The sequence below is a fragment of the Halomonas sp. C10-5 genome (genome assembly GCF_057169305.1).
On sequence record NZ_CP175665.1, the window covers coordinates 2,301,872 to 2,328,392 of the forward strand.

A 26,521-nucleotide genomic window follows, 5' to 3' on the forward strand; every position below is an offset into this window, starting at 1 on the left:
GCCAGGGAGAACCGCCGTGAGCAGCAACACCCCCCGCCAGCCGACCCGGGACCTGCGTTTCTTCCTCACCGTGCCCCACGCCTGCAGCTACCTGGAGGGGCGCGAGGCCACCACGCTGTTCCTGGATCCCCAGGAGTCTCCTGGCCAGGGGGTCTATGACGCCCTGGCCCTGCTCGGCTTCCGGCGCAGCGGGCGCCATCTCTATCGCCCTCACTGCGAGGGCTGCAGCGCCTGCATCTCGGTGCGCATCCCGGTGGCGGAGTTCACCCCCGACCGCACCCAGCGGCGCCTGGCCAGGCGCAACGCCGACCTGACCCTCCATCTGAGGCCGGCCATCTATGACCCCGAACACTATGCGCTCTATGCCCGGTACATCCGCACACGTCACGCCGATGGCGACATGTATCCACCGAGCCACGAGCAGTACCGCACCTTCCTGACCCTCGATCAGCCCTATGCTCGGCTGCTCGAATTCCGCCTCGCAGGTCGCCTGGTAGCGGTTGCCGCCTTCGACCAGCTCGAGCACGGCCTCTCGGCGATCTATACCTTCTTCGATCCCGCCCGGGATCTGGAGCGGCGCTCCCTGGGTACCTACGCGGTGCTGAGCCTCGTCGACCTGGCGCGGCGCCGCGACTTGCCCCACATCTACCTGGGCTACTGGATACGTGAATGCCGCAAGATGGCCTACAAGCACGCCTTCCAACCGCTCGAGCGGCTGGAGGGCCGCCACTGGCGGCGGCTGATTTCCGTGTGACTGCAACCGCCCTTTCTTTGCCTTGCTGGCCGGCATGCGGCACAATACCGCGCTATTCTTGTACCCAGGGGCCACGCTGGCCCGCGGGTCGTGATTAACCAACAGCGAGGAATCGCCTATATGGCACGTGAAGACCATATCGAGATGGAAGGCGTCATCGTCGACACCCTTCCCAACACCACCTTCCGCGTCGAACTCGAGAACGGACACGTGGTGACTGCGCATATCTCCGGCAAGATGCGCAAGAACTATATCCGCATCCTCACCGGCGACAAGGTCAAGGTCGAGCTGACTCCCTATGACCTGACCAAGGGTCGCATCGTCTACCGCTCCCGCTGATCCCGGCGGTCGAGCGACTCGACCTCCCCTGACGCCGACACGACAACGCCCCGTCTCTCGACAGGGCGCTGTGTCGTGGGTGAGCGGCGGGCTGACGCCCGCCCGATCACGGTGCGTCGGCCATCTCCGACTCGGTCTCGAGGTGCAGTTCGCCCTCCTCCACGCTGACGTGGACCAATCCGCCGTGCTCGGAAAGCTCGCCGAACAGGATCAACTCCGCCAGCGGCTTCTTGAGCTTCTCCTGGATCAGGCGCGCCATGGGTCGTGCCCCCATGTCCGGATCGTACCCCTTCTCCGCCAACCAGGCGCGGGCCTCCTCGTCCACGTCGAGCTGGACTCGCTTCTCGTCCAGCTGGGCCTGCAGCTCCACCAGGAACTTGTCGACCACGCTGCGCACCACCGAGGTCGGCAGGGAGTGGAACTGGATGATGCCGTCCAGGCGGTTGCGGAACTCCGGCGAGAAGGTCTTGCGGATCACCTCCATGGCGTCGGTGGAGTGATCCTGGGTCTGGAAGCCGATGGAGCGCCGCGTAGCCTGCTCGACCCCGGCATTGGAGGTCATGATCAGGATCACGTGGCGGAAATCCGCCTCGCGGCCGTTATTATCGGTGAGCCGGCCGTGGTCCATCACCTGCAGCAGCAGGTTGAAGACCTCGGGGTGCGCCTTCTCGATCTCGTCGAGCAACAGCACGCAGTGCGGCTGCTTGGTGATCGCCTCGGTCAACAGCCCACCCTGGTCATAGCCGACATAGCCGGGAGGGGCACCGATCAGGCGTGACACCGTGTGCCGCTCCATGTACTCCGACATGTCGAAGCGCACCAGCTCGATGCCCATGATGTGCGCGAGCTGGCGGGCCACCTCGGTCTTGCCCACCCCGGTCGGACCGGCGAACAGGAAGCTGCCCACCGGCTTGTCCGGCGCCTTGAGGCCGGCCCGCGACAGCTTGATCGCCGCCGACAAGCTGTCGATCGCCTCATCCTGGCCGAACACCAGCATCTTCAGGTCGCGATCGATATTGGCCAGCAGCTTGCGGTCGGAACTGGAGACGCTCTTCGGTGGAATCCGTGCGATGGAAGCGACCACCGCCTCGACCTGGTCGGTATCGATGGTATCGACACGCATCTCCGGCGGCAGCAGGCGCTGGTGGGCACCCGCCTCGTCGATCACGTCGATCGCCTTGTCGGGCAGGTGGCGGTCGTTGATATAGCGATCCGCCAGGCGCGCCGCACTCTCCAGGGCACCATCGGTGTACTTGAGCTGGTGGTGCTCCTCGAAGCGCGAACGCAGACCCTTGAGGATGCGGATGGTGTCATCCACCGACGGCGCGGGGACGTCCACCTTCTGGAAGCGACGGGCCAGGGCGCGATCCTTCTCGAAGATGCCACGATACTCCTGGAAGGTCGTGGAGCCGATGCAACGCAGCTCGCCGGAAGAGAGCATCGGCTTGAGCAGGTTGGAGGCGTCCATCACCCCGCCGGAGGCGGCCCCGGCACCGATCACGGTATGTATCTCGTCGATGAAGAGGATGGCATTGGGCTGCTTGCGCAACTCGGCAAGCAGCGCCTTGAGACGCTTCTCGAAGTCACCGCGATACTTGGTGCCGGCCAGCAGCGCACCCATGTCCAGCGAGTAGACCACGGCGTCGCCGATCACCTCCGGCACATCCTCCTCGACGATACGCTTGGCCAGCCCCTCGGCGATGGCGGTCTTGCCCACGCCGGCCTCACCCACCAGCAGCGGGTTGTTCTTGCGCCGCCGGGCGAGGATCTGCACCACCCGCTCCAGCTCGTGCTCACGGCCGATCAGCGGGTCGATCTTGCCCATGCGGGCCTGCTCGTTAAGGTTGGTGGCATAACCGGTCAACGGGTTGGATGCTGTCTCGCCGCCCTCCTCGACCTCGTCGGAATCGGGCGACGAGGAGGATGGCGCCTGATCATGGCCGGACACCTTGGAGATGCCGTGGGCGATATAGTTGACGGCGTCGACACGCGCCACGTTCTGCTGCTTGAGGAAGTAGACCGCCTGGCTCTCCTGCTCGGAGAAGATCGCCACCAGCACGTTGGCACCGGTCACCTCGCTCTTGCCGGATGACTGCACGTGGAACACGGCACGCTGCAGCACGCGCTGGAAGCCCAGCGTGGGCTGGGTCTCGCGGTCGGCGTGATCCTCGGGAATCAGCGGCGTGGTGGAATTGATGAAGTCCTGCAGGTCGGACCGCAGCTTGTCGAGGTTGGCCCCGCAGGCGCGCAGCACATCGGCCGCCGAGGCGTTGTCGAGCAGCGCCAGCAGCAGGTGCTCCACGGTCATGAACTCATGGCGCTTGGAGCGCGCCACGGTGAAGGCCGTGTTCAGGGTCAGTTCAAGTTCTTTGCTCAGCATGGCAGTCCCCTTCTTGCCGCCCAGGGCATTGCGTCGGATCTTTCTCGGTCCGGCATCATCAACATCGGGTACAAACGCCACCGTTGCAAGCTCACTTACCAACGGCAGCCGATGGCACACCCGTCGCGACCATGTCCGGGGAGTCAGTCCGCCGCCTCGATATCCGAGAGCAGCGGATGCTGACACTCTCTAGCATATTGATTGACTTGATGACTTTTGGTTTCAGCGATGTCACGGGTAAAGATGCCACAGGTCGCCTTTCCCTGGGTATGCACCGTCAGCATCACCTGCACCGCGGTCTCGCTATCCAGGTGGAAGAAGGTCTGCAACACCTCCACCACGAACTCCATGGGGGTGAAGTCATCGTTGTGCAACACCACCTTGTACATCGGCGGCGTCGCCAGTTGAGGATCGGCGCTCTGTACCGCCAGATCGCCGTCCTCCTCCCCCGGCGCCGGGGGGCGCGTCATGCCGCACACCACTTCATTTCTGAACATAGGGCCCACTTTCCATCTCGACAAGCCGGCAGCCATTCGAGGGTCTCGACCGAGGTTGGACGTCACGCTGCCGACAGGGTTCACCGCCCCGCTTAGATACCAGGGCGAAACGTAAAGGCCCCCGTCCGCCGGATGGCGGACGGGGGCCCGGATCCCGCATCGCCACTTACATGTTGTCGGCGACTGCCTGACCGAACTCGGAGCACTTGAGCAGCTTGGCATCGTCCATCAGGCGATGGAAGTCATAGGTAACCTCGCCCCTGGAGATCGCCTTCTCCATGCCCTTGAGCACCAGATCAGCGGCCTCGACCCACCCCATGTGGCGCAGCATCATCTCCGCGGAGAGGATCAGCGAGCCCGGGTTGACCTTGTCCTGGCCGGCATACTTGGGTGCGGTGCCGTGGGTCGCCTCGAACATGGCCGTGGTATCGGAGATGTTGGCACCCGGCGCGATGCCGATGCCACCCACCTCGGCCGCCAGGGCATCGGAGAGGTAGTCGCCGTTGAGGTTCAGGGTCGCGATCACGTCGTACTCGGCCGGGCGCAGCAGGATCTGCTGCAGCATGGCGTCGGCGATCACGTCCTTGATGACGATCTCCTTTCCGGTCCTGGGGTTCTTCATGGTCATCCAGGGGCCGCCGTCGAGCAGCTCGGCGCCGAACTCCTCGCGGGCCAGCTCGTAGCCCCAGTCCTTGAAGGCACCCTCCGTGAATTTCATGATGTTGCCCTTGTGCACCAGGGTCAGCGACTCGCGGTCGTTGTCGATGGTGTACTGCAGGGCCTGGCGTACCAGACGCTTGGTGCCCTCGACGGAGACCGGCTTGACACCGATACCGCAGTTCTCCGGGAAACGGATGTTGGTTACGCCCATCTCCTCACGGAAGAACTTGATGACCTTGTCGGCCTCCGGGGTACCGGCCTTCCACTCGATGCCGGCATAGATGTCCTCGGAGTTCTCGCGGAAGATGACCATGTCGACGTCGGCGGGCTTCTTCACCGGGCTCGGCACGCCCTCGAACCAGCGTACCGGACGCTGGCAGACGTAGAGGTCGAGCTTCTGGCGCAGGGCCACGTTCAGGGAGCGTATGCCACCGCCCACCGGGGTGGTCAGCGGCCCCTTGATGGAGACCACATAGTCCTTGACGGCTTCCAGGGTCTCTTCCGGCAGCCAGGTATCGGCATCATAGACCTGGGTGGCCTTCTCGCCGGCAAAGACCTCCATCCAGTGAATCTTGCGCTCGCCGTTGTAGGCCTTCTGCACGGCGGCGTCGATGGCGATCATCATCGCCGGGGTGACATCGACACCGATGCCATCGCCCTCGATGAACGGGATGATCGGCTCGTTCGGCACGTTCAGAGTGTTGTCGGCGTTGGCGGTGATCTTCTGGCCGCCCTCCGGAACGACAATTTTCTGGAATCCCATTGAGAACTCCCCTGTAGTGGTGTGTTCAGTGGAGCGCGAAGTATAGCATCGCCCGCCCTACCCGGCCCATGACACACCCTTCGACATAACGACAAGGCCCCCGCCCGCCGGGTGGCGGACGGGGGCCAGAGTCGCCTCCTCGGAGGAGGCGTGACACCTCGGAGGGCGCTACCCTCAGGCCTCGGCAACCATGGCCAGGGCCTCGTTCAGTGTCTTGCTGGGACGCATCACCTCACGGGCCAGCTTGGAGTCGGCATGGTAGTACCCCTTGAGGTCCACCGGCTCACCCTGCACGCCATTGAGCTCCTCCATGATGGTCGCCTCCTTGGCCACGAGCGTCTCGGCCAGGCGGGCGAAGCGCTCCTTGAGGCCGGGGTCCTTGTCCTGGGCGGCCAGCGCCTCTGCCCAGTAGAGGGCCAGGTAGAAGTGGCTCCCGCGGTTGTCGATCTCGCCGACCTTGCGCGACGGCGACTTGTTCTCCTCGAGGAAGCGGCCGGTAGCCGTGTCCAGGGCTTCGGCCATCAAGGCGGCGCGCTCGTTGTCGAAGGTCTTGGCGAGGTGCTCCAGGGAGGCGCACAGCGCCAGGAATTCACCCAGGCTGTCCCAGCGCAGATGGTTCTCCTCGAGCAGCTGCTGCACGTGCTTAGGCGCCGAGCCGCCGGCACCGGTTTCGAACAGGCCGCCACCCTCCATCAGGGGCACGATGGAGAGCATCTTGGCGCTGGTGCCCAGCTCCAGGATCGGGAACAGGTCGGTGAGGTAGTCACGCAGGATGTTGCCGGTCACCGAGATGGTGTCGAGGCCGCGCACCACGCGCTCCAGGGTGTAGCGCATGGCGCGCACCTGGGACATGATCTGGATGTCGAGCCCGTCGGTATCGTGGTCCTTGAGATAGGTGCGGACCTTCTTTATCAGCTCGTTCTCGTGGGGACGATAAGGGTCGAGCCAGAACACCGCCGGCATGCCGGAGTCGCGGCAGCGGTTCACGGCGAGCTTGACCCAGTCACGGATCGGCGCGTCCTTGACCTGGCACATCCGCCAGATATCGCCCTCCTCGACGGTCTGGGAGAGCAGCACCTCGCCGGTCTCCAGGTCGGTGATGTTGGCCACACCGCCCTCCGGCACCTCGAAGGTCTTGTCGTGGGAGCCGTACTCCTCGGCCTTCTGGGCCATCAGGCCGACGTTGGGGACGGTACCCATGGTGGCGGGGTCGAAGGCGCCGTGCCACTTGCAGAAGTTGATCATCTCCTGGTAGATGCGGGCGAAGGTGGACTCCGGCATCACCGCCTTGACGTCCTTCATGCGGCCATCGGCGCCGTACATCTTGCCGCCGGCGCGGATCATGGCGGGCATCGAGGCGTCGACGATCACGTCGCTGGGCGAGTGGAAGTTGGTGATCCCGCGTGCCGAGTCGACCATCGCCAGCTCAGGGCGATCGTCATGGCAGGCGTGCAGGTCACGGATGATCTCATCACGCTGGGCCTCGGGCAGAGTCTCAAGCTTCTCGTAGAGGTTGGCCATGCCGTTGTTGACGTCGACGCCCAGCTCATCGAACAGCTCGCCGTGCTTGGTGAAGGCATCCTTGTAGAACATCCGCACACAGTGGCCGAACACGATGGGGTGCGAGACCTTCATCATGGTGGCCTTGACGTGCAGGGAGAACATCACACCGGTCTTGCGGGCATCCTCGATCTCGCGCTCGTAGAAGTCGAGAAGCGCCTTCTTGCTCATGAACATGCTGTCGATGATCTCACCTTCGAGCAGCGAGACCTCGGGCTTGAGCACCAGCGCCTGGCCGCTGTCGGTGATCAGCTCCATCTTCACCTTGCGGGCGCGGTCCAGGGTCATCGACTTCTCGCCATGGTAGAAGTCGCCGCCATGCATGTGGGAGACGTGGGTGCGCGAGGCCTGGCTCCACTCGCCCATGTGGTGCGGGTACTTGCGGGCGTACTCCTTGACCGCCTTTGGTGCGCGACGGTCGGAGTTGCCCTCGCGCAGCACCGGGTTCACCGCGCTGCCCATGACCTTGGCATAGCGCGCCTTGATGTCACGCTCCTCGTCGCTGCTCGGCTCATCCGGGTAGTCCGGCAGCGGGTAGCCCTGGCCCTGCAGCTCCTTGATCGCCGCCCGCAGCTGCGGCATGGAGGCACTGATATTGGGCAGCTTGATGATGTTGGCCTCTGGCGTCTTGGTCAGGGCGCCCAGTTCGGCCAGGTGGTCCTCGACGCGCTGGCCTTCGGCCAGATAGTCGGGGAACAGAGAGAGGATCCGCGCCGCCAGGGAGATGTCGCGGGTCTCCACTTCGATTCCGGCAGCATCGGTGAAGGCGTCGATGATCGGCAGCAGCGAGTGGGTCGCCAGCGCAGGCGCTTCGTCGGTGAACGTGTAGATAATCTTCGGCGTTTTGGACATGTTGGCGTTGATCTCTCTGGTCGCTGCGGTAGCAAGAAACGGGATCGCTAGCGCGCTCACGATGACTGGAACGGGGGACCCCGGGGTGCTCCCCCCAAGTTATGATCCGGCGGGGATGCGCTCGGCACCGCGCCGCTGGCGGAGTCTCGGCAGGCCTTGTAATGACGATGCACTGCCGGCAAGCGGGCGCATTATACCAGCCACCCCGCCCCGGCGTATGCGCAATAAGGCTGACGCGCCCCTGCCATCCCGCCCCGCTTGCCGGTAAGCTTGCCCCATGAGCAACCTCTATCTGCTGCACAAGCCCTACCGCATGCTGTCCCAGTTCACCGACCGCGAGGACGGTGACAGGGGGCCGCGCGCCACCCTGGCCGATGTGATCGACGTGCCCGGCATCTACCCGGCCGGCCGCCTCGACCACGACTCGGAAGGACTGCTGCTGCTCAGCGACGATGGCGAACTGATCCATCGCATCAGCCACCCCCGCCACAAGCAGCCCAAGACCTATCGCGTTCAGGTAGAAGGCACCCCCGGGGAAGACGCCCTGCAGGCGCTGCGGGCAGGCGTCGAGCTCGGCGACGGCATGACACTCCCGGCCAAGGTGCGCCGGCTTGCGGAGAGCGGGCTGCCGGAACGCAACCCGCCCCTGGGCCCCAGGCGCCACCCCGTGACCACTTGGTTGGAGCTGACCATCAGCGAGGGGCGCAATCGACAGGTAAGGCGCATGACCGCGCATGTGGGCCACCCGACCCTACGCCTGGTGCGGGTGGCTATCGGCCCCTGGCGGCTCGACGGGCTGGCCCCCGGGGAGTGGCGCCGCGAGACACTGCACGCCCCCTCCGCCACCCGCCGCACGCAAGGGCCCCGCCGCGGGGCACCCGGCAAGAGACCCACCGACAAGCAAGGAGGCAAACGATGAGCCACTGGCACCCCTATGTGACCGTGGCCTGCGTGGTAGAGCGAGCCGGCGCCTTCCTGATGGTGGAAGAGGAGCGCGGCGGCCCGCAGACGCTGTTCAACCAGCCCGCCGGCCATCTGGAGCCCGGCGAGCGCATCCCCGATGCCGCCCTGCGCGAGGTGGAGGAAGAGACCGCCTGGCGGGTCGGCATCAGCGACTATCTCGGCATGTACGTCTACCAGGCCCCCGACGGCAAGACCTTCCATAGCCATGCCTTCCTCGGCATGGCGCTGGCGCATATGGGCAATGATCTGGACCCGGCGATCCACGCCGTGCACTGGCTGACCCTGGAACAGATCGAGGCCCTGGATCGCGAGGGGCGGCTGAGAAGCCCCCTGGTGCTACGCCGCATCCGCGACGCCCTGGCCGGACGCTTCTACCCCATGGACGTGATTCACGAACGTTGAGCGCTCGGCGACCAGCGCCCGGATCATGTATAATCTCGCCCCATTTATGTCACACCGATTTCGAGGGCGCCCATGACCGCCACCCCAGGCAAGGTGATCGTCGGCATGTCCGGCGGCGTCGACTCCTCCGTCTCCGCCCTGCTCCTGCTCGAGCAGGGCTATGACGTCGAGGGCCTGTTCATGAAGAACTGGGACGAGGACGACGGCACCGAGTACTGCACCGCCAAGGAGGACCTGGCGGACGCCGAGGCCGTGTGCGAGAAGCTCGGCATCCGGCTGCACACCGCCAACTTCGCCGCCGAGTACTGGGACAACGTCTTCGAGCACTTCCTCGCCGAGTACCAGGCGGGACGCACGCCGAACCCGGACATCCTCTGCAACCGCGAGATCAAGTTCAAGGTGTTCCTCGAGTACGCCGAGATGCTCGGCGCGGAGAAGATTGCCACCGGCCACTATGTTCGTGAAGGACGGGTCCGCCAGGGGATCCGCGGCGAGGTCCGCCCGAGATTGCTCAAGGGGCTCGATCCCAACAAGGACCAGAGCTACTTCCTGCATGCCGTGCCCGAGGCCGCCATCGCCCGCACCCTCTTCCCGGTGGGCGAACTCGAGAAGCCCGAAGTGCGCGCCATCGCCGAGCGCCACGACCTGGTCACCGCACGCAAGAAGGACTCCACCGGCATCTGCTTCATCGGCGAGCGGCGCTTCCGCGACTTCCTGCAGCAGTACCTGCCCGCCCAGCCCGGGGTGATCGAGACCCCCGAGGGCGAGGTGATCGGCGAGCACATGGGACTGATGTACTACACCCTGGGCCAGCGCCAGGGGCTCGGCATCGGCGGGCTGCCCGACCATCCCGAGGCGCCCTGGTACGTGGCCGCCAAGGACCTCGAGCGCAACGTGCTCGTCGCCGTGCAGGGCAAGCACCACCCGCTGCTCTACACCGACAGCCTGGCCACCGAGGCCATGGAGTGGGTCGCCGGCGAGGCACCGCTGGCCGAGGGCCGCCTCACCGCCAAGACCCGCTACCGCCAGGCCGACGTGCCCTGCACCTTCCGCACCCGGCCGGACGGCGGCGTCGAGGTGGTCTTCGACGAACCCCAGCGTGCCGTCACCCCCGGTCAGTCGCTGGTCCTCTACGACGGCGAGATCTGCCTGGGCGGCGGGGTCATCCGCGAGACCTGGAACGCCGCGGAGGTGGCCGCATGACCGCCACCACGCCGATCCACCGCGTCCCCGACGACCCCACCACCCGCCAGGCCCTGGCCCTGGCCGGCGTCTTCCAGGCCGCCAGCCTGGTCGACGAACTGGCCCGCACCGGCCAGGTCGACCAGCGTGCCTGGGACACCCTGATCCGCGCCACCCTGGACACCAGTCCCGAGAGCTTCGAAGCGATCTACGGCGGCCACCCCAATAACCTTCGCCGGGGCCTCGAGGTGCTCGAGGGGGTGATCGGTCGCAAGCAGGCCAACCCGGTGGTGCTGCGCTACGGCTTCACCCTGCTGCTGCTGATGAACAAGCTGCGCCGCAACACCGCGATGATGGACGCCCTGGGCGAGAAACTGAGCCGCATCCAGGGCCAGGCCGAGCATTTCGGCGCGACCCACGAGAACGTCGTCGCCAGTCTCGGTGAGGCCTACCAGGAGACGCTCTCCACCTTCAAGACCCGTATCGTGGTCCAGGGCGACCCCTCGCTGCTGCAGAGCCGCATGATGCCGGAGCGGGTGCGTGCCTGCCTGCTGGCCGGCATCCGCTTCGCCCTACTCTGGCACCAGCAGGGCGGCCGGCGCTGGAAGCTGATCGCCCAGCGCGGCGCCCTGAAGAAATCCCTGGATCGGCTCTCCTGAGCCACTCTCCCCTACGCTGCACAACGCCTTCACGAACCGGAACACGCCCATGCAAGCCCAGCCGCACTCTTCGCTCCCCCTGTCCGCCCTGACCGCCCTCTCTCCCGTCGACGGCCGCTACGGCGCCAAGGCCGAACGCCTGCGTGAGCACTTCAGCGAGTTCGGCCTGATCCGTGCCCGGGTCATCGTCGAGGTCCGCTGGCTCGAGCGCCTGGCCGAACTGCCCGGCATCACCGAGGTGCCGCCGCTCTCCGCCGAGGCCACCGCCTTCCTCGAGGCGCTGATCCGCGACTTCTCGGTGGAGGACGCCGAGCGCATCAAGACCATCGAGCGCACCACCAACCACGACGTCAAGGCGGTGGAGTACTTCCTCAAGGAGCGTATCGCCGAGGTGCCGGAGCTGCACGCCATCAGCGAGTTCGTGCACTTCGCCTGCACCAGCGAGGATATCAACAACCTCTCCCACGGCGTGATGCTGAGCGACGGCCTCAAGGCGCTGCTGCCGGCGATGCACGAGGTGGCCGACCAGGTCGCCCGCCTAGCCCATGAGCACGCCGAGCTGCCGATGCTCTCGCGCACCCACGGCCAGACGGCGAGCCCCACCACCCTGGGCAAGGAGATGGCCAACGTCGCCTATCGCCTGCGCCGCCAGCTCAAGCTGATCGAGGGCGTGGAGATACTGGGCAAGATCAACGGCGCGGTGGGCAACTACAACGCCCACCTGACCACCTACCCCGAGGTGGACTGGCAGGCCAATGCCCGCACCTTCGTCGAGGGGCTGGGCCTGACCTTCAACCCCTACACCACCCAGATCGAACCCCACGACTATATCGCCGAGCTGTTCGATGCGGTGTGCCGCTTCAACACCATTCTCATCGACTTCGACCGCGACGTCTGGGGCTACATCTCGCTGGGCTACTTCAAGCAGAAGACCGTGGAGGGCGAGATCGGCTCCTCGACCATGCCCCACAAGGTCAACCCCATCGACTTCGAGAACTCCGAGGGCAACCTGGGGCTTGCCAACGCGATCCTCGGCCACCTGGCCCAGAAGCTGCCGATCTCACGCTGGCAGCGCGACCTCACCGACTCCACGGTGCTCAGGAACCTGGGCGTGGGCCTGGCCTATGGCCTGATCGCCTACGAGGCCGCGCTCAAGGGCATCGGCAAGCTCGAGGCAAACCCGGCGCGCATCGCCGAGGACCTCGACGCCAGCTGGGAGGTGCTCGCCGAGCCTATCCAGACCGTGATGCGTCGTTACGGCATCGAGAAGCCCTACGAGAAGCTCAAGGAGCTGACCCGCGGCAAGCGCATCGACCAGGCCGGCTTCGCCGCCTTCATCGATACCCTGGAACTGCCGGAAACCGTCAAGGCAGAACTCAAGGCGCTGACCCCGGCCACCTATATCGGCAACGCCGCCGAGCAGGCGCGGAGCCTATGAGCCCCACCACACCGCTGGCCATGCTGGGCGGCCTCTCTGCCGCCGAGTTCCTGCGCGACTACTGGCAGCAGAAGCCGGTGCTGATCCGCGGCGCCTTCGCCGACTTCCAGTGCCCGCTCTCCCCCGACGAGCTCGCCGGACTCGCCTGCGAGGAGGGCGTCGAGGCGCGCCTGGTCGAGGAGCACGGCGCTCGGGGTCCCTGGCAGGTCAGCCACGGCCCCTTCGATGAGGCGACCTTCGCGTCTCTCCCCGACCGCGACTGGACCCTGCTGGTCCAGGCGGTGGACCACTACGTGCCCGAGGTGGCCGAACTGCTCGAGCGCTTCGCCTTCCTGCCCCGCTGGCGCCTCGACGACATCATGATCAGCTACGCCCCGCCGGGGGGCAGCGTCGGTCCCCACGTCGACCAGTACGACGTCTTCCTGCTCCAGGGCATGGGGAGCCGCCGCTGGCAGCTGGGCGGCCGGGTGCCCGACGATGCCGCGATTATCCCCGGTATCGACCTGCGCATCCTCGAGCGCTTCGAGGTGGAGGCCGGCGACGACTGGGTACTGGAGCCCGGCGACATGCTCTACCTGCCCCCGGGCTGGGCCCACCACGGCGTCAGCCAGTCCGACGACTGCCTGACCCTCTCGGTGGGTTTCCGGGCCCCTTCAGCCGACGAGGCGATCGTCTCCTTCGCCGACTTCCTGGGCGACAAGCTCCCCGACTCGCTGCGCTACGCCGACGCCGGCATGGCCCCGCCCGCCGACCCCGGCGAACTCGATGACGGCGCCGTCGAGCGCATGCGCCGCCTGATCCTCGATACCCTGGACGACCCCGCCCGGCTCGCCCAGTGGTTCGGCCGAGTGATGACCCAGCCCAAGTACGCCGACCAGCTGGTGGCCAACGAGACGCCCACCGACCCGGCGGAGCTTGTCGCCGCACTACAGCAGGGCGAGGAGCTAGTGCACACCCCGGGCTCGCGCTTCGCCTGGCATGCCCTGGACGAGGGGCGCGCCACCCTGTTCGCTGATGGCGATGGCGCCGAGTGCGAGCTGCCACTGGCCCGGCTGATCGCCTCCCAGGCGGTGCTGGATGCCGAGCTGCTGGCCCACGAGGGGGCCGATGCACTGCTCGCCGCGCTGCTCGATGCCGGCAGCCTGGCCTGGGCGGATGAGTTTGAAGAGCAGTAGCAAGTAGAAAGTGGAGATCGGTACGTTAGTTTCACGCGAGGGGCGCCGGGGGTAGGCCGAAGAGGAGGTCCTACGCCAGGGATGGCGTCGGTAGGCTACAGGGAAGTATTCATGGCGCCTCCTCGAAGGCCTGCCGCCGGATCAGCCCCGACATGGGAAGGAATCACATGCAAGAAGCCAAGCTGCAGATACGCGAGGGACGCTGGGAGGCGCTCGGTCCCGAGGCCACCGAGATCCGTCGGGTGGTCTTCATCGAGGAGCAGGGCGTCTCCCGGGAGGAGGAGTGGGACGGCCGTGATGGCGAGTGCCACCACTTCCTGGCCCTCCTGGATGGCCGTCCGGTGGGCACCGCCCGCCTGCTGCCGGATGCCCATATCGGACGGGTCGCGGTGCTCGCCGAGGCGCGCGGCCATGGCATCGGGGCGGCGCTGATGCACGCCGCCATCGAGGCCGCCCGCCGCCACGGTCACACCGCCGTGGAACTCGCCTCCCAGACCCATGCCCTCGAATTCTACGCCCGGCTGGGCTTCGAGGCCCATGGTCCGGAGTTCCTCGACGCCGGCATACCGCACCGCAATATGCGCCTCCTGCTGGGTGACCGCTGAGTCACCCCTCCCACCTTCAAACGAAAAACCACTACAGGAAGCCTGCACCGAGAGGCTTCCTGTAGTCGAGCTACAACCCTGCCTTACCCTAAGGGGCGATTGTTGCGTCCCGTCACCATGGGCCATAGTGCTGGTCAAGGCGAGTGAGCAAACGCATGTTTCAGGCTCCTTCAGAACCGGCCTCATACATCCGTTTCAAAATCGCCAGTATTCGACCAAGGCAGCAGAGACAGGCCGCCTTCGATCGATGAAGCTGATTTCACTTCGCAGGTGCAGCATCGAGAGTCACCGGCAAGCGACCAACACCCCGAGCGATTACCCTCAGAGAGGATGGCCCCATGTCATACCAGGAAGATATCAAGGCACTGTCCCAGCTTCGTGAAGCCATGCAGGGCAAGTGGGCGGACATCAGCCCCGAGAACGCCGCCCGCATGCGGGCCCAGAACCGTTTCAAGACTGGCCTGGACATCGCCAAGTACACCGCGAAGATCATGCGCGAGGACATGGCCGCCTACGACGCCGACAGCGCCAAGTACACCCAGTCACTGGGCTGCTGGCACGGCTTCATCGGCCAGCAGAAGATGATCTCCATCAAGAAGCACTTCGGCACCACCAAGAGCCGCTACCTCTACCTCTCCGGCTGGATGGTAGCCGCCCTGCGTTCCGAGTTCGGCCCGCTGCCCGACCAGTCCATGCACGAGAAGACCGCCGTCTCCGGCCTGATCGAGGAGCTCTACACCTTCCTGCGCCAGGCCGACGCCTGGGAGCTCAACCACCTGTTCCGCGACCTGGAAGAGGCCCGTCAGGCCGGAGACAGCGCCAGGGTGACCGAACTCGAGAAAGCGATCGACAACCACGAGACCCACATCGTGCCGATCATCGCCGATATCGACGCCGGTTTCGGCAACGCCGAAGCCACCTACCTGCTGGCCAAGCAGATGATCGAGGCGGGTGCCTGCTGCATCCAGATCGAGAACCAGGTCTCCGACGAGAAGCAGTGCGGCCACCAGGACGGCAAGGTCACCGTGCCCCACGAGGACTTCCTGGCCAAGATCAACGCCGTGCGCTATGCCTTCCTGGAGCTGGGCGTCGACGACGGCGTCATCGTTGCCCGCACCGACTCCCTGGGCGCCGGCCTGACCCAGAAGATCGCCGTGACCAACGAGCCGGGCGACCTGGGCGACCAGTACAACAGCTTCCTCGACGGCGACGTCATCGAGAAGGCCGAGGACATCAACAACGGCGACGTGGTCATCAAGCAGAACGGCAAGCTGGTCAAGGTCAAGCGCCTGGCCTCCGGTCTCTACCAGTTCAAGCCGGGTACCGGCGAGGACCGCGTGGTGCTGGACTGCATCACCAGCCTGCAGAACGGTGCCGACCTGATCTGGATCGAGACCGAGAAGCCCCACGTCGGCCAGATCGCCGGCATGGTGAACCGCATCCGCCAGGCGGTGCCCGATGCCAAGCTGGTCTACAACAACAGCCCGTCCTTCAACTGGACGCTGAACTTCCGCCAGCAGGTGTTCGACGCCTGGCAGGAAGAGGGCAAGGATGTCTCCGCCTACGATCGCGCCAAGCTGATGAGCCCGGAGTACGACGCCACCGAACTGGCCAAGCTGGCCGACGAGTGGACCCGCAACTTCCAGCGCGATGCCTCACGCGATGCCGGCATCTTCCACCACCTGATCACCCTGCCGACCTACCACACCGCGGCGCTGTCCACCGACAGCCTGGCCAAGGGCTACTTCGGCGACGAGGGCATGCTGGCCTACGTGGAAGGGGTGCAGCGCCGCGAGATCCGCGAGGGTATCGCCACCGTCCGCCACCAGGACATGGCCGGTTCCAACATCGGCGACGACCACAAGGAGTTCTTCCACGGCGAGGCGGCCCTCAAGGCCGGTGGCAAGGACAACACCATGAACCAGTTCTGAGCATGGTGAAGCACTAGACGACTGGAACCTTGGGGAGGCTCACGCCTCCCCTTTTTTGTGTGCGCAAATTCTGTTACTGCCGGTGAATATCCACTTTCCTTGTCGTTTTAACGGGCTAGAATGAACAGCAATCGCCTACCCGGCGCTGGCAAAGCCTGGTAGCCCCGGGTAAACTCGGTGTAACAGAACAGTGTTCGCCCATTCGACAGGAAGTCATCGAAGCAACCGCTCTCGTTGAACGCCCCAGGAGGTCATGCATGATTCCCATGAAACGTCTTCTCCCCGTGCTCGCCATCGGCGCCTTGACGCTGGCCGGCTGCGCCAACACTGCTTCCATGGGCGGCAACGTCTACAGCAGCAACCAGGTCGGCGCCGAACAGAATGTGCGCTTCGGCACCATCCAGGCCCTGCGCCAGGTGCAGGTCCAGGCCGACAGCCGTGCCGGCGGCATCATCGGCACCGGCGGTGGCGCGGTGATCGGCGGCCTGCTGGGCAATCAGGTGGGCGGGGGCTCCGGGCGTACCCTCGCCACCGCCGCTGGCGTCATCGCCGGCAGCGTGGCGGGCAGCAAGATCGAGGAGTCCGCCAACCGGGTCAGTGCCTGGGAGATGGAGATCCGTCGTGACGACGGCATCGATATCGTGGTCGTGCAGAAGGCCGACCAGGCCTTCCAGGTCGGCCAGCGCGTGCGCCTGATCGGCAGTGGCAGCAACATCACCGTTGCCCCCTACTGACCGCCGACCGGACAATGCCGGTTTGAAATGCCGGCATAAGAGAGAAAGGCCCGCGGAGAGATCCGCGGGCCTTTCGCATAGAGCGTCGAATGGCCTGGCCAGAGGCCAGGCCAAGGGCTCAGTGGAAATCCACCTTGCTCATCGCCCAGCCACCCAGTTTGACGGCAACCAGCACCAGGATGCCAACCACGATGGCAGTCATCAGAACATCCACCGGACGCACCAGGGTGGTGGCACCGACCACGGCCAGGGCCAGGCTCCAGACCACGCTATTGTTGCCACCGGTCTTCATCGCCTGGGGCAGCAGGCAGTCCAGGGAAGCGCTCAGCGAGGACCAGCGCTTGAGGGAGAGAACGAGGATCGCAGCGAAGGCGATCAGCCAGATCACGACTTGGGTCATGGGGGTCTCCGGGTATCGAGTGAGCGTCGTTGGTAGATTCGGGTGGCCGCTAGGTTAGCCCCGGCACCGGGGTGACGCAACCATCCGAAGGTCGCCGATGCAGCGGGTGAACGAGGCTCAGGATGGTGGCGCCGATCCTGAAAATGGTCCATCGCCCCTGACAGCATCCGCCCGCCGCGTTACCATGCCCCGACATGCACTCACCGAAAGGTTCTTCAATAATGCAGATTGCGCAGAATTCCGTTGTCGCGTTCCACTACACCCTGACCAACGACGCAGGTGAAGTGCTGGACAGCTCGGAAGGCCGCGAGCCGCTGACCTACCTCCACGGCGCCGGCAACATCATTCCGGGCCTCGAGAAGGAGCTTGAGGGCCGCTCTGCCGGCGACAAGCTCAACGCTACCGTGACGCCTGCCGAGGGCTACGGCGAGAAGCAGGAGCAACTGGTGCAGGAAGTGCCGCGTGACGCCTTCCAGGGCGTCGAGAGCATCGAGCCCGGCATGCAGTTCCAGGCCCAGACCCAGGGCGGCCCGCTGATGGTTACCGTGACTCAGGTCGGTGGCGACACCGTCACCGTCGATGGCAACCACCCGCTGGCAGGCCAGACCCTGAACTTCGACGTCGAGATCGCCTCGGTGCGCGAAGCCAGTGAGGAAGAGGTCGAGCACGGTCATGTGCACGGCGAGGGTGGCCACGAGCACTGAGTCACTCAGCGAGCGACACCGCATCGTGAAGGGGCAGCCGATTGGCTGCCCCTTTTACGTCGGCAAGCCGGTGGCGAGTCAGCCGGCGGCGGCACTATCCGGAGGCCGCCGCCACAGCCAGATAGCGATGGACAGCGTCACACCCAGCACCAGCCAGGAACCCAGTGCCACCCCCCTCCAGCCGCCCAGGTGCCAGAACGGCTCCAGCCAGAACACCCCGAGGCTGGCGCCGGTGTAGTAGAACACCAGATAGAGTGCCGAGGCGCTGCCCCGCGCCTGGCGCGCATGCCGCCCCACCCAGCTCGAGGCCATGGAGTGGGCCACGAAAAAACCGAAGGCATTGATGGTCAGTCCCACCAGGATCAGCGGCAGGCTGTCGGAGAGCGTGACCAGGGTGCCCGCCATGAAGATGGCGATGCCCATCATCATGCAGGCCGGCTGGGAGAGATGGCGCACCAGCCGCCCCGAGAGGGATGAGCCGAGGGTACCGCCCAGGTAGGTCAGGAAGATCAGTCCCAGCAGAGTGGCACCGAGGTCGAAGGGCGGTGCCGCCAGGCGGAAGGTAATGTAGCTGTACTGGTTGATGAAGATCAGGAAGTTGAGCCCGCCGAGAAGGTACGCCGAGAGCAGGGTCGGGTTGCGCAGGTGGGCACCGAGATCCGAGACGGCACCGGCCAGCTCGAAGCGGCGCGGCGTGAAGCCCCGCGACGGTGGCAGCAGTTTCCAGAACAGTGCCACCCCTGCCAGGGTGATCAGCCCCACCGCCAGGAAGCCGGACGCGCTGCCGCCCAGCTCACCCATGCCACCGCCCACCACACGCCCGCTGATCCCCCCCAGGGTGTTGGCACCGATATAGAGGCCCACGGCGGCCAGCATGGCATCGGGCTCGAACTCGTCGCCCATCCAGGCGATGGCCACCGCCGGCAGGCCACCCAGCACGAAGCCCTGCAGGGTGCGCAGCACCAGCAGGGTCTCGAAATTGGGCGCCAGGGCCAGGGCCAGGGAGAGCAGTCCCGCCGCCAGCAAGCTGAGACGCATGATGCCGGCGCGGCCGATGGCATCCGACAGTGGCCCGAAGACCAGCAGCGATGCCGCCAGCGCCAGCGTGGCCAGCGACATCACCAACCCCACCACCAGCGTCGAGACACCGTAGGCCTCGCGCAGGTCAGGCAGCAGCGGCTGCGGCGCATAGAGATTGATGAAGACCAGCAGCGAGCCCAGGCTCAATGCCAGGGTTGCTCGCCACCAGGCGGGGCTGCGTATGCGAATCATGACAGACCTTGAATGGCGGGCGCCCTGCCCCCTCAGGCGTCGACGTCGGCCTGCAGGCGCTGGGCCAGGTTGGTCGGCTCCAGAGGACGCCGTGCCTGCCAGTAGTGGCGACGCCAGTAGCTGTTGTCGAGCTTGGAGATCATCACCCCTCGCGAGGAGGAGGCGTGCAGGAAGCGCCCCTCGCCGACATAGATGCCGACGTGGCGGTAGGTGCCGGGCGGCCGGAAGAACACCAGATCGCCCGGGGCCAGCTCATCGCGTGCAACGGGACGCCCCTGGCTCACCTGCTCACCGGTGGTGCGCGGCAGGGAGAGCTGGAAGGTCTCCTCGAAGACATTCTGCACCAGAGCCGAACAGTCGACCCCCGCCCGGGAGGTACCGCCCAGACGATAGGGAGTGCCCACCCAGCGCTCATGCTGGGCCAGCAGGGCCTGCTGCACCAGGGCGGGTGGCGGATTTCCGAGACGGCGTGCTTCGAGGATGGGATTGTCCACCGGCGACATCATGGGATCCCAGCCGCCGGGAAGTCCCGGCAGGTCACGGGCAAAATAGGGCTCCTCGACGTCGCGGGAAGCGCTCTCCCGTGAGGTCGAGGCACAGCCGGCCAGCACGGCCAACGACACGACAACCAGCAGGGTACGGCACAAGGGGTTGACGACCATCCTGCAGCGACCTCATTCCCCGAGCCGCTCCCGCCGGCATCAAGGATCCGGGGCGGGGAGCAACGCTGTGGCAGTGGCGCCGGTCAAGGCCGGTAGCACTGCCGAAGCGGCCTGTCGGCGGCTCGCTGTGATACGGGGCTCCCGACAGGTGGAGCCATGGCATATTCGGGAACGACTATAAACCAGCATCGCGTGGCTGGCGAGCCCCGCGCATCACCTCAGTGCAGCAGCCGGGCGTCGCCCGGCAGGGTGTCGATATGCATCGGCGCCCAGTGGCGCGGCCGAGCACCGGGAAATTCCAGGCTGGCCCAGGGGCCCGCCAGGGGCGGCGCGGCGCTGAGCCAGGCCACCAGTGCCTGACGCAGCCCCGCCAGGAAGCTCTCGCGCTCCGGCGTCTCACCCATGAAGAACGAGAAGCCGGCGTAGAAGCCGCGGGCGTAGGCATCCCAGCCGGAGTAGTGGGACGCGGCCAGGCCGTGGGCTCGCTCCAGCACCCTGTCGAAGGCCGCCGACTCCAGCCAGCCCAGCTGGCGACCGGCGACCGCCAGGTCAACCGCCTGGGCCAGATCCCAGGCCGTGAGGTCAATCTCGTTGCAGCCATCCTCGTTGTCGCGAACCCGTTGGAGGCGCAGCAGGTGGGTGCGCTCCTCGTCACTGCACTCGCCGCTCTCCAGGGTGGCGATCTCAGAGGCGAGGCGGGCCGAATTGAGCGTGTAGGGGGCATAGTTGATCTGGTACTCCTGGCGATCACCGTTCTCCAGCAGGAAGTCCAGGAACTCACCGAGCTCATCGGCGGAATGCAGGCCGTAGTGGCCATCGACCCACTCGCGGATGGCCACTGCCTCACGCTCGCTCTCGCGGTGCGGCACGCTCCAGGGCGGACTGTTGAGCGGCCCCACCAGTGACAGCGCGGTAAACTGTGACAGCCTCGGGCGAGGGCCGGGCTCGCGCCACTCATCGACCCGCCAGTCGAGCCAGTGGAACAGGCTGCCGGGATCCTCCAAGTGCCAGCGGATCTCCAGGGCGAGAGTCGGCTGGTCCTCCTCCGGGAGCAGCGAGTCCCAGCTGGCCCAGGCCTCCAGCAGGCGTCGGGAATCGGGGTAGAAGCGACACAGCGAGCCGCGCAGCGCCTCGGCCAGGGCCGCCAGCCCGTCGACATCGAAGGCCTCGCTGTCGAAGGCCATCTGCAGGTAGAAGGCGTACTTCTCTGCCATATGGATGGTCGCCGCATGATGGCTGGCCCGGCGCAGGCCATCACGCTGGGCCAGGGCGGCAGGCTCCGCCACCCCGAAGGGGGTCTCGGCCGGCGGCAGGGCCCCGTGGGCCGCATCGGCAGCGAGCTGGTTCAGGTGGTGGGCCTGGGCCGGCAGCCAGTAGCGTTCCAGCGCCGCGACTCCCTCTTCGGGATACAGGTCGAGATTCTCGGCCAGAAAACTCAGTGCATCGTCACGGCGCGCCGCGCTCACTGCCACCGGTGGTCCCTGGCGCACGGCGAGCTCCGGCTCTCGCACCGAAGCCAGAGCCAGCACCCAGTGGCGAGGATCGGCACGCCAGCCTCGCATCGCCTCGCGGGCAGGTGCCAGCCGAGCCTCGTCGACCAGCCCCTGAAGAGGCACTCGCCAGGGGCTCAGCGGCGACTGCAGCAACAGCCGCCAGTCGCTCTCGAAGGCGCCCAGCAGGTTGCGCCCATCAAACAGGCTGCGTCCGCGCTGGTAGGCCCTGGCCAGAGCCGACCAGTCGCTGTAACGGTGCTGGACCAGGTCGGCGGCGTGCAGGGCGAAGGCCTCGGCCTCCTCGGCCTCGAGCCAGCCCAAGCAGGCCCCCGCCCAGGCCAGGTCCACCAGGCGCAGCCAATCCCAGGCGGCCCACTCCAGCGGCTCACCCTGCTCCAGGAAAGCCAGCAGGGTGCGGCCATAGCGGCGCTCATCCGCATCCAGCCCAGCGCACCAGGCACGACGGGCATCGTGATCCAGGGCCAGCAGCCGCGTGGCATCGAGGTCCCAACCCTGACGATCCCCCTGGGCACCCAGCCAGAGCAGGACCCGCAGCAGGTCCTCGCGGCTGTGCACCCGCCAGTCCTCGGCGAGCCATTCGGCCAGTCCCGCCCAGTCGTGCTCGCCGGCGGGCAGGGCCAGCACCGGAGCGAAACCGGCACGCAGCCGCCAGGCCGCGGCGCCGCCGTGGCTCGGCCAGGGCGCGTCGGGGCGATCATGCACCGCCAGCCACTCGCCAAGACGCTCCCAGGTGATGCCATCCCCCTCGTGCTCGAGCACCGCCAGCGCCTCGCAGGCATCGGCGAAACCATCATCACCGCGCACCCAGCCATCGGCACTGCGCGCGCGGCGCAGGGCCTCCAGCCAGGCGTCCAGATCGCGATGATGGGCAACGATCTCGCCGGCCAGCCAGTGGGCCCAGGCACGGGCCTGAGACTCATCCAGCCAGCCCGCGGCGCCGGCCAGGGCCGCCAGTTCGAGGGCTGCCAGCAGCCGTGCCGGATCGGCATCGGCACCGCCGGTGTCCAGCGACTCCAGCAGCCGCCAGCCAAGCTCACCACGATCGGGCACCGCCAGGATCGCCAGGCGAGCACGGGCATCCTCGGGCTCCACACTGAGCGGGTCGGGGTCGAAGGCCCAGTCACAGAGCACCAGCTGCTGGGCCCACCAGGCGTTCAGGAGATCGATCAAGGCTCACCTCGATGTCGGGTCGCAAGGGTCGCACGCGCGGCAAAGGGGTATTTCGACATGCGTGTCGTTCGGCGTCAGGAAACCTGTGCGCCGTAATTGCAGGCGCCACGATTTCAGGCGGCATAGTGTAGCGGAAAGCACCGCTTACGCCGATGGCTTGGCGAGGCGTTTTAAATAATGCACACTGTGTAAATTATGCCAACAACACCCCCGGAGGACCCATGCCAGAGCTTCCCGATATCCTGATTCCCAGGGCCTTCATCGCCGGCGAGTGGCGCGATGCCGAGTCACGCTTCGCCGTCACCGACCCGGCCAGTGGCGAGGTGCTCGCCGAGGTGCCCGACCTTGGCGCCGACGCCACCCGCGACGCCGTGGCCGCCGCCGAAGCCGCCTGGCCGGCGTGGCGGAAGCGCACCGCCAAGGAGCGGGCCAACCTGCTGCGCGGCTGGTATGACGCCATCATGGACCATCAGGAGGCACTCGCCCGGCTGATGACCCGGGAGCAGGGGAAGCCGCTGGCCGAGTCCCGGGGCGAGGTGGCCTACGGCGCCTCCTTCGTGGAGTTCTACGCCGAGGAGGCCAAGCGCGTGGCCGGCGAGACCCTGCCCAGCCACGGCGTCGACAAGCGTATCCTGGTATTCCGCGAGCCCATCGGCGTGGTGGCGGCCATCACCCCCTGGAACTTCCCGCTGGCGATGATCACCCGCAAGTGCGCCCCGGCGCTGGCCGCCGGCTGCCCGGTGGTGATCAAGCCCGCCGAGGCGACGCCGCTTACCGCCCTGGCGTTGGCACGCCTGGCCGAGCTCGTCGGCTTCCCGGCGGGAGTGATCAACGTGGTCACCGCCAGTCGCCCGGTCGAGGTCGGTGAGGTGCTGACCAGCGATCCGCGGGTGCGCAAGATCTCCTTCACCGGCTCCACCCCGGTGGGCAAGAAGCTGCTCGCCCAGTGCGCCGGCACCGTCAAGAAGGCCTCCATGGAGCTGGGCGGCAACGCCCCCTTCATCGTCTTCGACGACGCCGACCTGGACGCCGCCGTGGAAGGCGCCATCGCCTCCAAGTACCGCAACTCCGGCCAGACCTGCGTGTGCACCAACCGCCTGCTGGTGCAGGACGGCATCTACGATGCGTTCGTGGAGAAGCTGGCCGCCCGGGTGGCCGAGCTCAGGGTGGGCAGTGGCCTCGAGGAGGGCGTGGCCCAGGGGCCGCTGATCAATGCCGCGGCGGTGAAGAAGGTCGAGGCACACATCGCCGACGCCCTGGCCAAGGGTGGGCGCCTGGTCACCGGAGGCAGGCCCCACGCCCTGGGCGGCACCTTCTTCGAACCCACGGTGATTGCCGATGTCAGCGAGGAGATGCGGGTCGCCCGCGAGGAGACCTTCGGTCCTCTGGCACCGGTGTTCCGCTTCGCAAGCGAAGAGCAGGCCATCGCCATGGCCAACGCTACCGAGTTCGGCCTGGCCGCTTATTTCTACGCCCGCGACTACCGCCGCATCTGGCATGTCATGGAAGGGCTGGAGTATGGCATGGTGGCGGTGAACGAGGGGATCCTCTCCACCGAGCTGGCCCCCTTCGGCGGCGTCAAGGAGTCAGGCCTCGGGCGCGAAGGCTCCCACCACGGCCTGGATGAATATACTGAACTAAAATATGTGTGTGTCGGCGGCCTGTAACGTCCGCCACTCAACCACCAGGAGGCAACATGACCAACGCTGAACTCAACGACCTGAAGAAGCGCTACGTCGCCAACGGCGCCGCCAGCCCCGCCACCCAGTTCGCCGACCGCGCCGAGAACGCCCTGATCTGGGATGCCGACGGCAACCGCATCATCGACTTCGCCGGCGGTATCGGCGTGCTCAATATCGGCCATCGCCACCCCAAGGTGGTCGAGGCCGTCAAGGCCCAGCTCGACAAGGTGATGCACACCTGCCAGACCGTGATGCCCTACGAGGGCTACGTGAAGGTGGCCGAGCAGCTCAGTAAGATCACCCCAGTGCGCGGCCACGCCAAGGTGATGCTGGCCAACTCCGGCGCCGAGGCGCTGGAGAACGCCGTCAAGGTCGCGCGTGCCGCCACCGGCAAGAACAACGTGATCTGCTTCGACGGCGGCTACCACGGCCGCACCTTCATGACCATGGCCATGAACGGCAAGGTCGCCCCCTACGCCGCCGACTTCGGCAGCATGCCGGGCAACGTCTTCCGCGCGCCCTACCCGGTGCCCTACCACGGGGTCAGCGAGGATGAGGCCCTGCGCGGCCTGAAGATGGCGCTCAAGACCGACGCCAACCCCCGTGACACCGCGGCCATCGTGCTCGAGCCGGTGCTCGGCGAGGGCGGCTTCTACCCTGCCCCGGCCAGCTTCCTCAAGGCGATCCGCGAGATCTGCGACGAGCATGGCATGCTGATGATCATCGACGAGGTGCAGTCCGGCTTCGGTCGCACCGGCAAGATGTTCGCCATCGAGCACAGCGGTGTCGAACCGGACATCATCACCATGGCCAAGAGCATGGCCGACGGCATGCCGATCTCCGCCGTGGTGGGCACCGACGTGCACATGGACGCCTCCGGGGCCAACTCCCTGGGCGGCACCTACACTGGCAGCCCGGTCTCCTGTGCCGCCGTGCTGGCGGTGCTGGACGTCTTCAAGGAGGAGAACATCCTCGAGAAGAGCCAGGCCCTCGGTGACAAGCTGGCCAAACGCTTCGAGAAGTGGCAGCAGCAGTTCGACTGCGTCGACAACGGCCGCCACATGGGCGCCATGGCGGCCATCGACCTGGTCTCCGACAAGGCCAAGCACACCCCGAATGCCGACCTGGCGGCGGCGCTGTGCAAGCGTGCCCGCGAGAAGGGGCTGGTCCTGCTCTCCTGCGGCCTCTACGGCAACACCATCCGCTTCCTGATGCCGGTCACCATCGAGGACGAGGTGCTCGAGGAGGGCCTGGCCATCGTCGAGGAGTCCCTCAAGGAGCTGGTGGGCCAGCCCGCCACCGCCTGATCCCGGCGACCCCGCCTGACCTCACCGCCCGGCCAAGTGCCGGGCGGTGCTCGTTTTGAACGCTCAGCATCTCCCTACTTGCATGGATAACAGCCAGCCAGGAAGATAGCGGCGTCCACCGCGAGGCCATAGCGTGATACTCAGAACCCTCTCCCTGCTGCGCTCCCTACAGGGCGCCAGCCACACCGCCGACGAGGCCCGCGCCAGCGTGCAGCAGGCCAGCGACTACCGCTGGCTACGCGACCAGCTGCGCCACGGCACCGTGGTCGACGAGACGGCACGCCTCGCCGACGGCACCCCGGCGCTTGCCGTCGCCCTCGCCTACCCTGCCACCGCGAAGCGTCTGGCCGGGGGCAGCTGGCCCGAGACCCCAGAGGCCCGCGAACGCTGCCATGTGGCCGGCACCCACGCCTGCCGCGCCGCGGGCGCACCTGCCTACCGCACCCTGGAGAGCCTCTCCCGAGGTGTCGCTGAAGGCGCCATCTCCATACTGCGCGACGCCGCGCGTTTCCAGTACCTGCTGGAACGCGACGCCCTCGAGCTCGCCTGGCGGCGTCCGCAGCGACTGCCGACCGGGCTCGCCGCCGCCCTTCCCGAGTCATCCGGCACCAGCGGCTGGTTCCTGCTCACCCTGCGCGTGCCCGGCACCACACCGCCTCCCCGCCTCACCGGGGCCTGGCTCGACGAACGCCTCGACCGCTACCGACGCATCCTGCCCAGGCCGGGCTGAGCCCGCACCCGCCAGATTGTCACCGACTCGCCCATGGTCTACCGATACGTGCGGGCGGCGCCGGCGCGAGCACGCTGCATGCTCGGGGTGCCCCCTGCACCCCAAGCGGCAATTTGCCGCAATCCTGCTAGGCTGGAATAACGTAATACCCGAGCAAGGGACGACTCAGGCACCAAAACCACAAGC

Annotated in this window: 23 protein-coding genes; 15 read left to right on the plus strand and 8 right to left on the minus strand. The window is 66.6% G+C overall.

Annotated elements, in window-relative coordinates; all coding sequences use genetic code 11:
- The first annotated feature begins 16 nt into the window (after nt 1-16).
- On the plus strand, nt 17-754 hold the full coding sequence (locus ACJ7IV_RS10725; protein WP_483864372.1) for an arginyltransferase: 738 nt from the start codon (nt 17-19) through the stop codon (nt 752-754).
- 120 nt (nt 755-874) lie between these two features.
- Complete coding sequence (gene infA, locus ACJ7IV_RS10730; RefSeq protein WP_027961652.1) at nt 875-1,093, plus strand: translation initiation factor IF-1; 219 nt, start codon at nt 875-877, stop codon at nt 1,091-1,093.
- 106 nt (nt 1,094-1,199) lie between these two features.
- On the opposite strand, the gene clpA is transcribed toward infA, so the two are convergent.
- From clpA to ACJ7IV_RS10750, 4 genes are all read right to left on the minus strand, one after another.
- Nucleotides 1,200-3,473 carry an ATP-dependent Clp protease ATP-binding subunit ClpA gene (gene clpA, locus ACJ7IV_RS10735; protein WP_483864373.1) on the minus strand — a complete coding sequence of 758 codons (2,274 nt, stop codon included), beginning with the start codon at nt 3,471-3,473 and terminating at the stop codon, nt 1,200-1,202.
- Between the two features lie 143 nt (nt 3,474-3,616).
- Nucleotides 3,617-3,943 carry an ATP-dependent Clp protease adapter ClpS gene (gene clpS, locus ACJ7IV_RS10740; protein ID WP_161432463.1) on the minus strand — a complete coding sequence of 109 codons (327 nt, stop codon included), beginning with the start codon at nt 3,941-3,943 and terminating at the stop codon, nt 3,617-3,619.
- 193 nt (nt 3,944-4,136) lie between these two features.
- Entirely contained in the window at nt 4,137-5,393 is a 1,257-nt protein-coding gene (gene icd, locus ACJ7IV_RS10745) for an NADP-dependent isocitrate dehydrogenase (protein WP_213313015.1), read from the minus strand.
- A 174-nt stretch (nt 5,394-5,567) separates the two neighbouring features.
- Nucleotides 5,568-7,805, minus strand: a complete 2,238-nt coding sequence (locus tag ACJ7IV_RS10750) for an NADP-dependent isocitrate dehydrogenase (RefSeq protein WP_483864374.1) — start codon at nt 7,803-7,805, stop codon at nt 5,568-5,570.
- Nucleotides 7,806-8,082: 277 nt separating this feature from the next.
- On the opposite strand from ACJ7IV_RS10750, the gene ACJ7IV_RS10755 reads away from it, so the two are divergent.
- From ACJ7IV_RS10755 to ACJ7IV_RS10795, 9 genes are all read left to right on the plus strand, one after another.
- Complete coding sequence (locus ACJ7IV_RS10755; protein ID WP_483864375.1) at nt 8,083-8,724, plus strand: pseudouridine synthase; 642 nt, start codon at nt 8,083-8,085, stop codon at nt 8,722-8,724.
- The gene (locus ACJ7IV_RS10760) at nt 8,721-9,170 is read left to right on the plus strand and encodes an NUDIX hydrolase (RefSeq protein WP_483864376.1); all 450 of its coding nucleotides are present in this window, start codon (nt 8,721-8,723) and stop codon (nt 9,168-9,170) included. Before ACJ7IV_RS10755 ends, ACJ7IV_RS10760 begins: the two co-directional genes overlap by 4 nt.
- A gap of 72 nt (nt 9,171-9,242) precedes the next feature.
- Nucleotides 9,243-10,373, plus strand: a complete 1,131-nt coding sequence (gene mnmA, locus ACJ7IV_RS10765) for a tRNA 2-thiouridine(34) synthase MnmA (protein WP_161432468.1) — start codon at nt 9,243-9,245, stop codon at nt 10,371-10,373.
- A complete protein-coding gene (gene hflD / locus ACJ7IV_RS10770) occupies nt 10,370-11,011 on the plus strand; it encodes a high frequency lysogenization protein HflD (RefSeq protein ID WP_483864377.1) in 642 nt (213 codons plus the stop codon). Before mnmA ends, hflD begins: the two co-directional genes overlap by 4 nt.
- 49 nt (nt 11,012-11,060) lie before the next feature.
- A complete protein-coding gene (gene purB, locus ACJ7IV_RS10775) occupies nt 11,061-12,449 on the plus strand; it encodes an adenylosuccinate lyase (protein ID WP_483864378.1) in 1,389 nt (462 codons plus the stop codon).
- Nucleotides 12,446-13,624, plus strand: coding sequence for a JmjC domain-containing protein (locus ACJ7IV_RS10780; RefSeq protein WP_483864379.1), 1,179 nt, complete (start codon nt 12,446-12,448; stop codon nt 13,622-13,624). Before purB ends, ACJ7IV_RS10780 begins: the two co-directional genes overlap by 4 nt.
- Nucleotides 13,625-13,791: 167 nt before the next feature.
- Nucleotides 13,792-14,229, plus strand: coding sequence for a GNAT family N-acetyltransferase (locus ACJ7IV_RS10785; RefSeq protein WP_483864380.1), 438 nt, complete (start codon nt 13,792-13,794; stop codon nt 14,227-14,229).
- 338 nt (nt 14,230-14,567) lie between these two features.
- Nucleotides 14,568-16,160 carry an isocitrate lyase gene (locus ACJ7IV_RS10790; RefSeq protein WP_483864381.1) on the plus strand — a complete coding sequence of 531 codons (1,593 nt, stop codon included), beginning with the start codon at nt 14,568-14,570 and terminating at the stop codon, nt 16,158-16,160.
- 266 nt (nt 16,161-16,426) lie between these two features.
- On the plus strand, nt 16,427-16,894 hold the full coding sequence (locus ACJ7IV_RS10795; RefSeq protein WP_483866579.1) for an outer membrane lipoprotein: 468 nt from the start codon (nt 16,427-16,429) through the stop codon (nt 16,892-16,894).
- Nucleotides 16,895-17,012: 118 nt separating this feature from the next.
- On the opposite strand, the gene ACJ7IV_RS10800 is transcribed toward ACJ7IV_RS10795, so the two are convergent.
- Complete coding sequence (locus ACJ7IV_RS10800) at nt 17,013-17,294, minus strand: hypothetical protein (RefSeq protein ID WP_483864382.1); 282 nt, start codon at nt 17,292-17,294, stop codon at nt 17,013-17,015.
- A gap of 221 nt (nt 17,295-17,515) precedes the next feature.
- Here ACJ7IV_RS10800 and ACJ7IV_RS10805 point away from each other — a divergent pair, with 221 nt between their 5' ends.
- Nucleotides 17,516-17,998, plus strand: a complete 483-nt coding sequence (locus tag ACJ7IV_RS10805; RefSeq protein ID WP_213313009.1) for an FKBP-type peptidyl-prolyl cis-trans isomerase — start codon at nt 17,516-17,518, stop codon at nt 17,996-17,998.
- A 78-nt stretch (nt 17,999-18,076) separates the two neighbouring features.
- On the opposite strand, the gene ACJ7IV_RS10810 is transcribed toward ACJ7IV_RS10805, so the two are convergent.
- The 3 genes from ACJ7IV_RS10810 to ACJ7IV_RS10820 form a co-directional block, all read right to left on the minus strand.
- Nucleotides 18,077-19,270, minus strand: a complete 1,194-nt coding sequence (locus ACJ7IV_RS10810) for an MFS transporter (RefSeq protein ID WP_483864383.1) — start codon at nt 19,268-19,270, stop codon at nt 18,077-18,079.
- Between the two features lie 32 nt (nt 19,271-19,302).
- The gene (locus ACJ7IV_RS10815; RefSeq protein ID WP_483864384.1) at nt 19,303-19,932 is read right to left on the minus strand and encodes a C40 family peptidase; all 630 of its coding nucleotides are present in this window, start codon (nt 19,930-19,932) and stop codon (nt 19,303-19,305) included.
- Nucleotides 19,933-20,150: 218 nt separating this feature from the next.
- The gene (locus tag ACJ7IV_RS10820; protein ID WP_483864385.1) at nt 20,151-22,616 is read right to left on the minus strand and encodes a DUF1266 domain-containing protein; all 2,466 of its coding nucleotides are present in this window, start codon (nt 22,614-22,616) and stop codon (nt 20,151-20,153) included.
- Nucleotides 22,617-22,837: 221 nt separating this feature from the next.
- Between ACJ7IV_RS10820 and ACJ7IV_RS10825 the strand changes: the two genes are divergently transcribed.
- The 3 genes from ACJ7IV_RS10825 to ACJ7IV_RS10835 all read left to right on the plus strand — a co-directional run bounded on the left by ACJ7IV_RS10825 (nt 22,838) and on the right by ACJ7IV_RS10835 (nt 26,335).
- Nucleotides 22,838-24,283, plus strand: coding sequence for an NAD-dependent succinate-semialdehyde dehydrogenase (locus tag ACJ7IV_RS10825; protein WP_483864386.1), 1,446 nt, complete (start codon nt 22,838-22,840; stop codon nt 24,281-24,283).
- A gap of 29 nt (nt 24,284-24,312) precedes the next feature.
- The gene (gabT, locus tag ACJ7IV_RS10830; RefSeq protein WP_483864387.1) at nt 24,313-25,605 is read left to right on the plus strand and encodes a 4-aminobutyrate--2-oxoglutarate transaminase; all 1,293 of its coding nucleotides are present in this window, start codon (nt 24,313-24,315) and stop codon (nt 25,603-25,605) included.
- 133 nt (nt 25,606-25,738) lie between these two features.
- Nucleotides 25,739-26,335 carry a hypothetical protein gene (locus tag ACJ7IV_RS10835; RefSeq protein ID WP_483864388.1) on the plus strand — a complete coding sequence of 199 codons (597 nt, stop codon included), beginning with the start codon at nt 25,739-25,741 and terminating at the stop codon, nt 26,333-26,335.
- Nucleotides 26,336-26,521: the final 186 nt, after the last annotated feature.